The following is a 13497-nucleotide window of genomic DNA, read 5'->3' on the forward strand; positions in this document are numbered from 1 at the left end:
TACATGAACACCAAGCTTCACAAACTGTTGCCGATCAGCGCCGCGGCTGTTTTGTTCGCCACGCTGGCAACGACCGCAGCAGCCGACCAGGTCGTCAAGATCGGTCACGTCGCTCCGCTGACCGGCGGCATTGCTCACCTGGGCAAGGACAACGAAAACGGCGCGCGGCTGGCAGTCGAAGAGATCAACGCAAAGGGTCTCACGATCGGCGGTGAAAAGATCACGTTGCAACTGGACCCGCAAGACGACGCCGCTGACCCGCGTACCGCTACGCAGGTTGCGCAGAAGCTCGTCGATGACAAGGTCGTGGCAGTCGTCGGCCACCTGAACTCCGGCACCTCGATCCCGGCGTCGAAGATCTACAGCGATGCGGGCATCGTGCAGATTTCCCCGTCGGCAACGAACCCGGCCTACACGCAGCAAGGCTTCAAGACGACGTACCGCGTCGTCGCGACCGATGCGCAACAGGGCCCGGCGCTCGCCAACTACGCGGCGAAGAACCTGAAGGTGAAGACGGTTGCCGTCGTCGACGACTCGACCGCTTACGGCCAGGGTCTCGCGAACGAGTTCGAGAAGACGGCCAAGTCGCTTGGCCTGAAGGTGATCTCGCATGACGCGACGAACGACAAGGCTGTCGACTTCCGCGCGATTCTGACGAAGATCAAGGGCGAAAACCCCGACGCCGTGATGTACGGCGGCATGGACGCAACCGGCGGCCCGTTCGCGAAGCAAGCCAAGCAGCTCGGCCTGCGCGCGAAGGTTCTGGCCGGCGACGGCGTTTGCACCGAGAAGCTGGCTGACCTCGCCGGCGACGCGACCGACAACGTCGTGTGCTCGGAAGCCGGCATGGCGCTGGAGAAGATGGACGGCGGCGCGGCATTCGCGGCCAAGTTCCAGAAGCGTTTCGGCCAGCCGATCCAGATCTACGCGCCGTTCACGTATGACGCGGTGTACATCATCGTCGACGCGATGAAGCGCGCGAACTCGACCGATCCGGCGAAGATCCTCGCTGCGATGCCGAACACGGACTACAAGGGCGTGATCGGTCAGACGAGCTTCGATTCGAAGGGCGACCTGAAGCACGGCGTGATCTCGCTGTACGACTACAAGAAGGGCAAGAAGACCCTGCTCGACGTCGTCAAGATGTAAGTCACACGGGACTTCGGTCCTGAGAAACGCGCGGCGCCGCAAGGGCCGCGCGTTTTTTATATCTTCAGCCGTCTGAGGATCTTCGGTCCGATCAGCGTGATGATCGCGCAGCAGGCGGCGACCACGCACAGGCCGATGGGCAGACTGGTGACCTGTGCAACGCCGCCGATCAGCACCGGCCCGAGCAACAGCCCGAAATAAGCGAGACCCGCGACCTGCGCGAGTCCTTCGGCGGGCGTCACGCCTTCGACGCGCGCCGCCGCCGCGAACAGCACCGGCATCATGTTCGCGAGACCGAGTCCCATCAGCGTGAAGCCGGTCATCGTGAAGACGGTGTTCGGTAGCACGAGCGCCATCACCATGCCGACGAACGCGAGCCCCGCGCTGCCGAAGATCAGCTGGGGCGCGCCGAAGCGCGCGCGCACCGCGTCGCCGCCGAAGCGGCCCGCCGCCATGCCGCCCGAGAAGGCGGCGTAGGCGGCGCTCGATACCGAGGGCGTCGCCTGCACCACGTCGCGCATGTAGACGGTAGCCCAGTCGTACATCGCGCCCTCGGCGATCAGCGCGATCAGCGCCAGGCCGCCGAGCGCCCACAGCGCGCCCGAGCGCCAGCGTTTCGACGACGACGCCTTCGCGTGTTCATCGTGATGCGGCACGTGCGGCAGCGTGGCGGGGATCGAGACGAGCAGCACCAGCAGGCTCACGCCCGAGGCCAGCGCGAAATGCGCCGCCGGCGCGAGTCCGTGGGCGAGCAGCGCGCCGCCCGCCGCCGCGCCCGCCATCCCGCCGATGCTGAACATGCCGTGCAGCGACGACATGATCGGCCGGTCCAGAGCCTCTTCGACCGCGCTGGCCTCGGCGTTCATCGCGACGTCGAGCGTGGCCATGCCGAAGCCGAACAGGGCAAGCACGAGCAGCAACAGCCAGAACCACGGCGTCACGAGCACCAGCGCGCCGCAGACCATCATCAGGATGCCGCCCGTCATGGACGCGGTCCGCGTGCCGGCGCGCGCGATCCACGAGCCGGCGGTGAGCATCGCGAAAATCGAGCCGCCTGCCACCGCGAACAGCGCGAGGGACAGCATGCCGGGACTGAGCGAGAACCTGTCGCGCACCGTCGGCACGTGGACGCCCCACGTTGCGTACATCATGCCGGCGATGAAGAAGATGGCCATCGTCGCGTAGCGGGCGCGCACGCGCGTGGCGTAGGGAAGGCTGTGATGCAGCGCGAGCGCCGGACTGGTTTCGCGGACGGCGGAAGAGGCGGTGGTCGAATCTGACACGGGAGGGCTTCTGGAGTAGGGCGCAACGCAGGGCAACCTGACAGCTTGCCTGCTTGCGCGAAGGCTTTCGATTCTATCGAACGGCCAGGAGACACGCTTGAGGGCGCTGCATTACCATCGCGTGGACATATCGCAGCCGTACGAGGATTCAATGCATATTCCGTCGCAAGCCCCGCTTCATTTGCTGCATCACGTCGCGGAAGGCACGCTCGCCACGCATTCGCGCGAACCCGAGGGCTTTCCGTATCCGACCGCCCTGCCGTTTGCACTGACCGCGAAGCACCTGCCGATGCTGCTGATCAGCCGTCTCGCCGAACACACGCGCAACCTGCAAGCCAATGCACAGGCGGGCTTTCTGGTCACTCACGCGGGACACGGCGACGTGCTGGAGGGACAGCGTCTGACGATGCTCGGCGCTTTCTCGCCCGCGGCGCGGGGAGAGAGCGACCGGCTCGCCCGACGCTATCTGCGCTATCACCCGCAAGCGGCGCGTTATCTGGAATTGGGCGACTTCTCTTTCTGGGTGATGAAACTGGCGCGGATGCGTTATATCGGCGGCTTTGGCGCGATGGGCTGGCTCAGCGAAGACCAGCTGGATCCGCTCGAGCCGCTTTCATACGATGACGAATCATCGTTGTGTGAATATTTCGACGCTTATCCCGGCCGGCCTGCCGGAACCCGATTAATGGGGATTGACCGTTACGGATGCGATTTGCAGCATGAAGACTGTCGCAATCGTTTTACATTCGATAAGCCCAAGGAAACAAGAGATGAACTGAAGCTTGCGCTTATCGATTGTTTCGAGCGAAACGTCTGAATTCCCACTGAATGGTAAAAGAGCCGGAGGCTTCTCATGGACATTACAAAATCCAGCGAGAAGCTCACCAAGCTGTCATTCCATGAAACGTTCGAGGTGTGACAGGCGGATTGTTATCATGCGATGGCAGCACGACGCGGGTATTTTGTTTGCGCTGCATCTTTTTAAGCTTAATGGACAGTGCTTCGGCGCTCGGAATTATCGGCAAATCTTACGAAGAAAGTCGCAAAAGTTTATTAAGCGGCAAACCGCACGTGCCGCGTTAATCGGAACTGTGTTAATCTGCGTGCCAGTCCGAGGCTATACCGAAAACTGCAAGCGAGCGAGTCGATTCGTAAATCAGCAAACCACTTAGGGAATTGCCATGCCTTCATACAAGGAACTGCTCGCACAGCGCGAGTCTCTTGAACGCCAGATTGAAGAAGCAAAGTCGCGCGAATACGCCGAAGTACTTAATGAGATCAAGCAGAAAATGGCGGATTACGGCATCACGCTTCAGGAACTCGCTGGCGGCCGGGGTGCAAAGGTGTCAAAGGCATCGCGCAGCCGTTCGGGCGTCGCACCGAAGTATCGCGACCCGGAAAGCGGCAGCACGTGGTCTGGCCGCGGCAAGCCGCCGAAATGGATTGCCGGACAGGACCGCGACAGCTTCCTGATCAGCAAGTAACTTTTTGCGTCAAGATTGTCGGTAAAGGCCGCGTCCGCAGGGACACGGCCTTTCTGTTTTTGTCGCGCAGGTTTTGTTGCGGCGACGAATGCCGCAGTAGAGTTGTCCGAAATTCTTGCAGGCCAGCTTCAAACATACGATGCGAACCCGGCATTATTTGCGCGCGGCGCGTTAAAGTGACCGTCTGAACAAGCAGGACGCAATCACATGTCACTTTCGAGTTCGAGTGTTGCTGAAAAGCAGGCAGTTGCCCGCAGGACGACCTGGGCGAGCATTGGGCTGAATAGCGGACTCGTGATTGCGCAACTCGTCGTCGGTTTTCTTGCTCACTCCCAGGCCTTGATTGCGGACGGCATTCACTCTCTGGCCGATATTGTGTCTGATTTCATTGTTCTGGTCGCCAATCGGCATGCGGCCGCCGCGCCAGACCTCGATCATAATTACGGGCATAGTCGCTATGAGACGGTTGCGTCATTATTCCTCGGCGGATTGTTGATCGCGGTCGGAGTCGGCATGTTATGGCGCGCGGGAACCCGACTCGTGAACCTTCAGGATATTCCGCCGGTTCACGCCATCGCCTTGCCGGTGGCAATCGTTGTATTGATTTCGAAAGAAGCATTGTTTCGATTCATGCTCCGTGCTGCGGAAAGAGTTCGTTCGGCCATGTTGGTCGCAAATGCATGGCATGCGCGCTCTGATGCGGCTTCTTCGCTGGTGGTTGCGTTGGGAATTGTCGGCAGTCTGGCGGGATTTCGTATTCTCGACCCGATTGCCGCAGCGCTTGTGGGGTTTCTGATTGCGAAAATGGGATGGACGTTCGCGTGGGACGCGTTGCAGGATTTGTCCGATCGCGCGCTCGATCAAACCACCACGAATGATTTGCGTGTGATTTTGCTGAACACGCCCGGCGTGCGGGAAGTGCATGAACTACGCACGAGAAAAATGGGCGATCTCGCCATGGTCGATGCTCATATTCTCGTGGATCCGCTGATATCGGTTTCGGAAGGTCATTTCATCGCGGAATCGGCGCGCGCCCATGTCCGCGCCGACCCGCGCGTGCTCGATGCGCTCATTCACGTCGATCCGGAAAGCGATGAGCTCAATCCGTTGCCGGGCAACTTCCCCTTGCGGTCGGTGGTCAGCGAAGCCGTGCGCAGTGCGTTTGCTCAGCATGGCTTAACGGTTCAGTCGCTGGGCCTGCATTATTTGAGCGGCGGCTTTGCCGTCGAGATCGTCTTGCCGGCGCCGGCCGCGCATGACACCGAAGCAAGGCTCGGTGCGATTGACTTCGAGGCACTCGCCCGACGGATCGGCGCGCGTGAAATTCGCCTGACACAGGCGCTCGACGTTTCCCGCGCTCCGCATCCCGACCGCGCAACCTGAAGCGTCAGGCCAGAGCGCCGGTGTTTCGACTCAAAGCGGCAACTGCGTATCGAACTTGATCTCGCGCAGCACGACGCTGGTGCGAACCTGCGCGACAGCCGGAATCTTGAAAATGCGGTCGTGCAGGAATGCGTCGTAGGCCTTGATGTCCGGCGCGACGATCTTGAGGATGTAGTCCGATTCGCCGGTGGTGCTGTAGCACTCGGTCACTTCGGGGCAGGTGGCGATCTCGCGCTCGAATTGCTCGACGCCGCCTTCCGTGTGCCGTGTGAGATGGATATGGGCAAGTGCGCAGACGTGCAGGCCGAGCTTTTCGCGGTCGAGCAGCGCGGTGTAGCGCTGGATCACACCAGATTGCTCCATGTCCTTGATGCGACGCCAGCATGGCGTACTCGACAGCCCGACCTGATCCGAAATTTCTTGAACGGAGCGTCGTGCATCCAGTTGCAGAAGACGCAGGATTTTTTGTGAGAATGTATCGAGAGTCAACTGCGCCTCCGTTCGGTCGCGATCTGACTCTTATGGTAGAGGCCTCGGAAAAGAAACGCAATGCAATGCGGCTGCACTGAGGGAGTTTCCCTAACTCGCTGGCCTCACTGCGCGGTTTTACCTTCCGTGTCGCCGGGTGCCCCGGCCGTGACGCCAGCCGCCTTTTGCGTGGCGCGCAACTCCGCCAGCATGTTGCAGAAGAGGGCGCCTTGCTCGATGGCGTCGTCGAGCGCGACGTGGGTATGCGGCAATTCGTCGAACCAGTGTTTGGGCAGACGCGGCTTGATGGCCTTGCGGTACGGCAGGCCGGTCATCGCGAAGGCGAGCGTCTTGATGTCGAGCGCCGACCACGAGAACGGGCAGCGCTCGGCGAAGCGCATCATGTACCAGAACATATAGGTAAAGTCGAAGCCCGCCGGATAAGCAACGAACACCGGCTTGCCCGGCAGGGCTTCCACCCATTCGACATAGGCCCGCAGTGCCGGCCCGGGTTTCTGCAGGTCCTTGCGGCAGGCGGCCCACGCGTCGGGCTGCGTCTTCCACCAGGCGGCCTGCACCGGATGCGGCGCTGCGCCTTCGAGCGTTTCGAGATTCGCGGAGAACGTGGCGATGAGTTGCTTATCGGCAGTGAAGGCGGCCGACGCGAAACTCAGCATCGAATGCGGACCGGGAATGGGGCCGTCGGCTTCGACGTCGGTGCTGACGTAGATTTCGGGAATGGCATTCACGCGGGGACTCCATCGCCGACGTAGGGATTGCTGCGGCGTTCTTCGCCGAACGTCGAGGCTGGGCCGTGGCCTGGCACGAAGGTGACGTCGTCGCCGAGCGGCCAGAGCTTTTCGCGGATCGAGCGCACGAGATCGGCGTGATTGCCGCGCGGGAAGTCGGTGCGGCCAATGGACCCGGCGAACAGCACGTCGCCGACGAACGCCACCCCGTGAGCCCGGCTGAAGAAGATCACATGACCCGGCGTATGGCCGGGACAGAAATAGACCTCCATGGTTTCGTCGCCGAACTGCACGGTGTCGCCGTTGTCGAGCCAGCGGGCGGGGGTGAAGGCTTCGGCATTCGAAAACCCGAAGCGCTGCGTCTGCTCTGGCAACTGGTCGATCCAGAACGCGTCTTCCCGATGCGGGCCCTCTATCTGTATACCGTAGTGGTCCCCGAGCGCTTTCGCTCCGCCGCAATGGTCGAGATGGCCGTGCGTCAGCAGGATCTTCTCGACCGTTACGCCTTGCTGCTCGACTGCCGCGATGATGCGTTCGATGTCGCCGCCTGGATCGACGACCGCCGCGCGCCGCGTCGTCTCACAGATGACGATGGAGCAGTTCTGCTGGAACGGCGTCACGGGAACGAGAATGACTTTCATATGACTGTCGTGGGTACCAGTGAGGCTGTAAAAACGTCCATTGTACCGAGCCGCATTGGGGAGCGATGGGCCTCGGTTAATGACGGAAAACGAGGCGGGAACCGGCAATTCTTACGGTCATAGTGAAAATCAATGACGGTTTGCGCAGTCCGGCGAGCTCAACCCCGGTTTTTTTGTATAATGGCACTACTTGTGCATGGGAGTCACCATGCTGTCATCAGGTGAATGTTCAGACGCTAGCGCGTTTTTACAATTGCCTTCAGTACGCTGTTGGGGGCCAAAAGCCTCGCAATCGCAATTCAAGCACCTTCCGTAGGTGCACACGTCTTGTCCGGCCAGACGCCGCGCGTCTGTCAGATGGCCTTGCTGCTGTCACGCCGGATGGGGCCTACGCCGCCGTTCCTGCGCCTTACTGGTTTGTCCAGCGCACGAGCGTGATGCCATGTTCGATGGCGGCATGTGGGGTCTGGTCAGGCTGCCGGGGACAGGTTGCGCCAGACGTGAACAATAACCGGGCTTTGCGGCACGAGTACGCCGCATCCGTGCAGGGCCAGCCGTTCGCTTGACCGAGCGGCTTTGTGCTTTGGCGCGGCCATGCCTCGTGCAGCCTTGCGCGCGCCGACCAGCGCAGCGCGGCTGCGCTTTTATCGTTGGTACACGTCTATGAATGCTCGATTTATTCGACATGTCGGGAGCCTGCTAGCCGTTGGTGTGCTGGCTGGTTGCGCCGCGCCGGGTTCGGGCGATGTCGCATCCAATCCTCAGACTACAAAGTCTCTCAGCACGAGCAGTGCCCGCCCGGTCGGGCCGCTCGCCTTCGATTCGCACCTGTCCGCGCTTCCGGCGGACAAGCCGGCGCAACCGACGCAGTCGCTGTCTGACGCCGAGCCGATCACCACTGGTCCGGACGTCGGCAGCTTCGAACAGAAGGGCAAGGCGTCGTGGTACGGCCGCATGTTCCATGGCCGCAAGACTGCCAGTGGCGAGAAGTTCAACATGAACGCCATGACCGCCGCGCACCGTACGTTGCCGCTGGCTTCGTGGGTTCGCGTGACGAACGAGGCGAATCACAAGACGGTCGTCGTGAAAATCAACGACCGTGGCCCGTACGTGCGCGGACGCGTGATCGACCTGTCCTATGCCGCCGCGGCCGTGCTCGGCATGCGCGGCACGGGTACGCAGAAGGTGAAGATCGAAGGGCTCACGCAGCAGGAAGCGCGCGAGGCTCGTGAAGAACAGGCGCAGTCGCTGGCTGACGACAGCGTGAACTGATCGCGCGGGTTTCAGTGATTGCCTGAACGCGTTTCCTTCGTTCCGGAACCATGACGGGCCGTCTTGCGACGGCCCGTTTTTTTATTTGTCGTTGGCTTCGTGGCTCTCGTGCCCTGCGCGCTTCGCGAGCATGAGCGCGCGCTCGTAGAGCACATTGCGCGACGCGCCGGTCAAGGTCGCGGCGATGCGCGCCGCGCTCTTCACCGATAACTCCTCCAGCAAGGTTCCAAGCAGGCCGTCGTGGGCGTCATCGGCGTCTTCGGTATCGGGCGCGCCTTCCACCACCAGCACGAACTCGCCGCGTTGACGGTTTGCATCGGCTTCGAGCCATGCTGGCCCTTCGGCCAGGGTGCAGCGATGCAGACTCTCATGTAACTTCGTCAACTCACGGGCAATCAACAACTGCCGGTCGCCGCCGAAGGCCTCGGCGAGCGCGCGCACGGTCTCGACAATGCGGTGCGGCGCTTCGTAGAAGACCAGTGCCATCGGATGACGAGTGAGCGTCCGCAGATGCGTGGCGCGCTGCTTTGCCTTGGTCGGCAGGAAGCCGATGAACGTGAAGCTCTTCACCCAGGCGCCGGCCGCGCTCAAGGCTGTCGTGAGCGCGCTGGCGCCCGGCATCGGGATCACCGGAAGTCCGGCTTCACGCACGGCATCGACGAGACGCGCGCCAGGATCGGAGATGCCCGGCGTGCCGGCGTCGGAGACACAGGCGATGCGCTCGCCGTTGCGCAAATGCGCGATCACGCGTTCGGCGGCGCTCTTCTCGTTGTGCTCGTGTACGGCGATCGCCGGTTTCGAGATGCCGTAGCGCGCGAGCAATTGCGAGGTGTTGCGCGTGTCTTCGGCGGCGATGCGATCCGCCAGTCCAAGCACATGCAGCGCGCGCAGGGTGATGTCCGCGACATTGCCGATCGGGGTGGCGACCACGTAGAGGGCGCCCGTCGGATAGGTCTGTCCATCGGCGAGGCCGGAGAGTGACGCGGGAAGTGACGACATGTGACGGGCATCGGGGGAAAGGACGTCATTTTGCCACGCCCGATGTAGCCGTTCCGTCGACAACTTTCGTGGAGAAGCCATGTCCAAGACGCTCGGCGATGCGTTCGAAGCTCACGCGCTCGACTATCTGCAGCGGCGGCGCATGCGGCTGGTCGCGCGCAACGTGACGTGTCGCGGCGGTGAACTGGATCTCGTGATGCTCGATGCGCACGGCGCGCTGGTGTTCGTCGAAGTGCGGGCGAGGCGGAGCAGACGGTTCGCGCAGGCGGCGGCGAGTATCGATGCCAGGAAACGTGCGCGGCTCGTGCGTGCCGCGGAGCATTTCCTGGCGACATGGCGCGGCGCGTTGCCGGCCTGCCGTTTTGATGTCGTCACCTTCGATGCCGGCCGCATCCACTGGCTGCCCGACGCCTTTCGCGCGGACGAAGCCTGAAGCAGCGTCGTGCTGCGTGATGCATGCGGTAAACTGCGCAACAACCTTCGTCCGGGCAGCGCTTCGGGCGCTACCCTCACATGCCGCACGGCGCCGCAGGTTGCGGCCGATGATCGAGAGCGATGTCAGTCGAACGTATCCAGCAGCATTTTCGCGACAGCGCGTCGCTCACACTCGAAGCACTCGATGCGCTGGCGGTCCCGATCGCGGCGGCCGTCGACACGCTCTTTGGCGCACTCGCCAATGGCAACAAGATTCTCGTGTGCGGCAATGGCGGCTCGGCTGCCGATGCGCAGCGTTTCGCGGCGCATCTCATTGGCCGCTTCGAGCGGGAGCGTCCGGGCTTGCCGGCGATTGCACTGACCACCGATACCTCGATCCTGACGGCCATCGGCAACGACTTCGCCTTCGAGCAGATCTTCTCGAACCAGGTGCGCGCGCTGGGGCAGGCGGAAGACGTGTTGCTGGCGCTCGGTACGTCGGGGAATGATGTGAACGTGCTCGCGGCCATCCAGGAGGCGCATGGGCGCGAGATGCTCGTGATCGCGCTGTCCGGCGACGGCGGCGGCGCAATGAACGACGTGCTGGCCGAAACCGACATCCATATCTGCGTGCCGTCGGAGCGGACGGCGCGGATCCAGGAAGTCCAGCTGCTGACCATTCACTGTCTGTGCGACGGCATCGATGCGATGCTGCTCGGCGACGATTGAAACTCAAAGGGGGAACGGAGTTGATGAACAAGACACGCGTCAAGGCGACTTTGGCCAATGCCACGCTGGTGCTGAGCATGTTGTCGGGGGTTGCGTTGACGTTGCAGGGCTGCGCGCTTGCGGTGGTCGGCGCGGCGGCCGGGGGAACCTTGATCGCGACCGACCGGCGCACGCTCGGTGCCCAGACGGAGGATCGCGAGATTCAGGTGAAGGCGCTTTCGCGCATCAACGAGAACCTGCCGGATACCGCGCATGTGAACGTGACGGTGTTCAATCGGCGTGTGCTGCTGACCGGCGAAGTTCCGGATGATGCCGCGAAGCAGAAGGCCGAGGCCGTGGTGCGCGATATCAACAATGTGGGCAGCATTGTCAATGAGCTGTCGGTGCAGGGGGCGAGCTCGCTTTCGTCGCGGGCCAATGACTCGTATCTCGAGACGCGCGTGAAGACGGCGATGGTCGGCGAGAAGGATCTGCGCGCGAACTACTACAAGGTGGTGTGCGAGCGCAGCATCGTTTATCTGATGGGGCTTGTGACGCAGGATGAAGGTGCGCATGGCGCGGATGTCGCGGCGCGCGTGCCGGGCGTGGAGCAGGTGGTGAAGGTGTATCAGTACATCAAGCCGGAAGAGGCACAGGCGCTGGAGGCGGCGGCGGCATCGGATGCGAGCGCGGTGTCGGCGGCGAGCGCGCCGGCTCCAGCGGAGGCTACGGTGGGGACGGTGCCTGATTCCGGGGTGACGTCGCGTCCGCTCGATCAGCAAGCGCCTGCGCCAGTGAAGAACTCGGATGTGCATCCGGGGGCTTCTTCTTCAGGCTCTGCTCCGGCGGTGAAGTGAGAATGCGCGGGTTGGTTGTTGTTGTTGCGATGGTTGTGGTGGCGATCGATGCCAAGGCGGCGGAGCAGGTTGTTTCTGCCGCTGATGCGATGGCCATCGCTCGCAGCAATGCGTGCATGGGGTGTCATGCGGTTGATCGGAAGCTCGTTGGGCCTTCGTTTCAGCAAGTGGCGGAGAAGTACAAGGGGCAACCGCAGGCTAGCGTGCAGCTTGAGAAGAAGGTGAAGAACGGTGGGGCGGGAGTCTGGGGATCGATTCCGATGCCTTCCCACCCGCGGATGAATGATGCGGATATCAAGACGGTTGTGGCTTGGGTGCTGGCTGGGGCGCCTGGCAAGTAAGCCGGTGAGCCGCTATCGTCCGATGGCTTGCACCTCAGCCAATCCGCTGTGATATTATTTTGCTTCGTTGGGGGGGTAGCTCAGCTGGGAGAGCGTCGCGTTCGCAATGCGAAGGTCGGGAGTTCGATCCTCCTCCTCTCCACCAACCAACATTCCTAGTACGTCCGATGAAGTCCCGAAACCCCGCAGCCAGCAAGGCTCGCGGGGTTTTTTGTTTCCAGTGTCATCCGATTACATCGCGAGTCATCGGGGACCAATTTGGGACTTTTGCGGGGGTAGCTTGTATCCGTCGCTAAAGCTTGCCGGTTCTGTAGATACGTCGAGCAAAGACCTAGTGCGTTTCCTTATGAATCCCGTAGCCACCGTGGGGCTGTCTTTCGCGTTGCTCTTTGGCGAAAGGAACCGCACGCAACTGCGAACCAAGGTATCGCAAGCGCGATTAAAGGGTGCTGCGCTTGAGTTTCGGAGGGCAATGAATGCTGCGCCTGGGCAGGTTGCGAACAGATGAACCGACAGCGCCCAACTTGAATGTGAGAATGTTCAGTGCAGCGCCAGAAGCGAACGTCTGGCGAAGCGGCGCGCTTGGCCGATGTGCGTTTCAGCGTGGAAGAAGCGGCAGTGATGCCTTGCCAGAAAGCCGGCAGTCTCTGCGAGATGCGCAGGAAACGCTTGCGCTGAATCACTTACTTTGCATCAGGAACCCCACAGCGCTCTCGATGGCGATCGGAGGTGGCGATGACAATCGGCTCTGATGGCGCCAAAGACATCGGAGAGGGAGCAGTTAGACGCATGATGGGTCGCTTGGGTAAATGATGAGCGCTGAGAGCCTGAACGACACGCTTCAACAACCCGCGTCGCGGTCATCTGCGCTGCAGTAGATGAGGGAACTGCAAAGCATAGCGGGAAATTGCAGTGTGTCCTTTGGGCGAGCTTCTCGATATTTGTCCCCGGCACGGTCATTGCGCCAGAACCCAGGCTTAAGGAGATTCCTCATGACACAAAGTGCTAACGACTCGCAAGAAAACCCCAAATCGCATCCGACCTCAAACGCGGAAAAGGACCCGGGAGACTGGACAACGGGCAACGAGCCTATGACCGGTGCTCAGGCGTCGTATCTGAAAACGCTTTGTGAAGAAGCAAAGGAACAGTTCGACGACACATTGAACAAAGCCGACGCCTCGCGGCGTATTGATGAACTTCAAAAGATAACCGGACGAGGCAGCCAGTAGTTCGAACCGACGCAGGATTCGTCAGCTGCTTAACGCGCCGCCGATTGCAGAGGGAGGAGTTGTTGCTGGAAATGAGCTTGAGCCATCGTGCGAACTTCTGCGCAACGCCATGGTGGCTCTCTTTTTTCCCACCAAATTGGCCTCGTTACCGGGCGATACCGATCGAACTCGGGTTCAGCTCTTTTCAGTGAAGTGACGAGAGCAATTGCGCGTCCTTATGAAGATGCTGACGCAGCTTACTTATCGTGCCAGAGCTGGGCTGTGTTCTTGACGTTGCAGTGGCGGGAGCGGGCGCTGACAGTATCGCACTTGCGCCTGAATGTTCTGAGGCCGCTGAATGCGTTTGATAAATCAAATTTTGCTTTGGGACTTCGCCCGATAGACGCCTGTTTCACGCGGATCGGAGAAGAGGGCAACAGCAATATGCCTCATGGCGGCGCCAATACCGCTGGTCCAAAAGAGAGTGCTTCGCCAGCCGGGATGCGCCTACTGAATGAACCGCGAAATGGCTGCAAGTGCC

15 protein-coding genes and 1 tRNA gene are annotated in these 13497 nt (G+C 61.5%); 11 read left to right on the forward strand and 5 right to left on the reverse strand.

Annotated elements, in window-relative coordinates; all coding sequences use genetic code 11:
* Positions 1 to 3: 3 nt before the first annotated feature.
* Positions 4 to 1149, forward strand: a complete 1146-nt coding sequence (locus QCE64_RS13235) for a branched-chain amino acid ABC transporter substrate-binding protein (RefSeq protein WP_309919399.1) — start codon at positions 4 to 6, stop codon at positions 1147 to 1149.
* A 56-nt stretch (positions 1150 to 1205) separates the two neighbouring features.
* Here the strand turns inward: QCE64_RS13235 and QCE64_RS13240 are convergent, their stop codons facing one another.
* Entirely contained in the window at positions 1206 to 2375 is a 1170-nt protein-coding gene (locus QCE64_RS13240; protein ID WP_310004220.1) for an MFS transporter, read from the reverse strand.
* A 208-nt stretch (positions 2376 to 2583) separates the two neighbouring features.
* Between QCE64_RS13240 and QCE64_RS13245 the strand changes: the two genes are divergently transcribed.
* The 3 genes from QCE64_RS13245 to QCE64_RS13255 all read left to right on the forward strand — a co-directional run bounded on the left by QCE64_RS13245 (position 2584) and on the right by QCE64_RS13255 (position 5299).
* Positions 2584 to 3249, forward strand: coding sequence for a pyridoxamine 5'-phosphate oxidase family protein (locus tag QCE64_RS13245; RefSeq protein ID WP_310004064.1), 666 nt, complete (start codon positions 2584 to 2586; stop codon positions 3247 to 3249).
* A 364-nt stretch (positions 3250 to 3613) separates the two neighbouring features.
* Positions 3614 to 3916, forward strand: coding sequence for an H-NS histone family protein (locus QCE64_RS13250; RefSeq protein WP_309811155.1), 303 nt, complete (start codon positions 3614 to 3616; stop codon positions 3914 to 3916).
* A 207-nt stretch (positions 3917 to 4123) separates the two neighbouring features.
* The gene (locus tag QCE64_RS13255) at positions 4124 to 5299 is read left to right on the forward strand and encodes a cation diffusion facilitator family transporter (protein WP_309931404.1); all 1176 of its coding nucleotides are present in this window, start codon (positions 4124 to 4126) and stop codon (positions 5297 to 5299) included.
* 30 nt (positions 5300 to 5329) lie between these two features.
* On the opposite strand, the gene QCE64_RS13260 is transcribed toward QCE64_RS13255, so the two are convergent.
* The 3 genes from QCE64_RS13260 to QCE64_RS13270 form a co-directional block, all read right to left on the reverse strand.
* Entirely contained in the window at positions 5330 to 5788 is a 459-nt protein-coding gene (locus tag QCE64_RS13260; RefSeq protein WP_008352298.1) for an Lrp/AsnC family transcriptional regulator, read from the reverse strand.
* Positions 5789 to 5892: 104 nt separating this feature from the next.
* The gene (locus QCE64_RS13265; protein ID WP_310004066.1) at positions 5893 to 6516 is read right to left on the reverse strand and encodes an exonuclease; all 624 of its coding nucleotides are present in this window, start codon (positions 6514 to 6516) and stop codon (positions 5893 to 5895) included.
* Positions 6513 to 7157, reverse strand: coding sequence for an MBL fold metallo-hydrolase (locus QCE64_RS13270; protein ID WP_310004069.1), 645 nt, complete (start codon positions 7155 to 7157; stop codon positions 6513 to 6515). The genes QCE64_RS13265 and QCE64_RS13270 overlap by 4 nt, the downstream gene beginning before the upstream one ends.
* A gap of 663 nt (positions 7158 to 7820) precedes the next feature.
* Between QCE64_RS13270 and QCE64_RS13275 the strand changes: the two genes are divergently transcribed.
* Positions 7821 to 8429: a septal ring lytic transglycosylase RlpA family protein gene (locus QCE64_RS13275; RefSeq protein WP_309919417.1), complete on the forward strand. Its 609-nt coding sequence runs from the start codon at positions 7821 to 7823 to the stop codon at positions 8427 to 8429.
* An 81-nt stretch (positions 8430 to 8510) separates the two neighbouring features.
* Here the strand turns inward: QCE64_RS13275 and rsmI are convergent, their stop codons facing one another.
* Entirely contained in the window at positions 8511 to 9428 is a 918-nt protein-coding gene (gene rsmI, locus QCE64_RS13280) for a 16S rRNA (cytidine(1402)-2'-O)-methyltransferase (protein ID WP_310004071.1), read from the reverse strand.
* Positions 9429 to 9507: 79 nt separating this feature from the next.
* Here rsmI and QCE64_RS13285 point away from each other — a divergent pair, with 79 nt between their 5' ends.
* The 6 genes from QCE64_RS13285 (at position 9508) to QCE64_RS13310 (ending at position 12977) form a co-directional block, all read left to right on the forward strand.
* Complete coding sequence (locus QCE64_RS13285; protein WP_309919423.1) at positions 9508 to 9861, forward strand: YraN family protein; 354 nt, start codon at positions 9508 to 9510, stop codon at positions 9859 to 9861.
* A 122-nt stretch (positions 9862 to 9983) separates the two neighbouring features.
* On the forward strand, positions 9984 to 10571 hold the full coding sequence (locus QCE64_RS13290; RefSeq protein WP_309919426.1) for a phosphoheptose isomerase: 588 nt from the start codon (positions 9984 to 9986) through the stop codon (positions 10569 to 10571).
* A gap of 23 nt (positions 10572 to 10594) precedes the next feature.
* Complete coding sequence (locus QCE64_RS13295; protein ID WP_309919429.1) at positions 10595 to 11407, forward strand: BON domain-containing protein; 813 nt, start codon at positions 10595 to 10597, stop codon at positions 11405 to 11407.
* Between the two features lie 2 nt (positions 11408 to 11409).
* On the forward strand, positions 11410 to 11748 hold the full coding sequence (locus tag QCE64_RS13300; protein ID WP_404987339.1) for a c-type cytochrome: 339 nt from the start codon (positions 11410 to 11412) through the stop codon (positions 11746 to 11748).
* 69 nt (positions 11749 to 11817) lie between these two features.
* Positions 11818 to 11893: transfer RNA gene (locus QCE64_RS13305), tRNA-Ala, on the forward strand.
* A gap of 847 nt (positions 11894 to 12740) precedes the next feature.
* On the forward strand, positions 12741 to 12977 hold the full coding sequence (locus QCE64_RS13310; protein WP_309919477.1) for a DUF3072 domain-containing protein: 237 nt from the start codon (positions 12741 to 12743) through the stop codon (positions 12975 to 12977).
* The last annotated feature ends 520 nt before the right edge of the window (positions 12978 to 13497 follow it).

Source organism: Caballeronia sp. LZ043 (assembly GCF_031451075.1).
GTDB lineage: Bacteria > Pseudomonadota > Gammaproteobacteria > Burkholderiales > Burkholderiaceae > Caballeronia.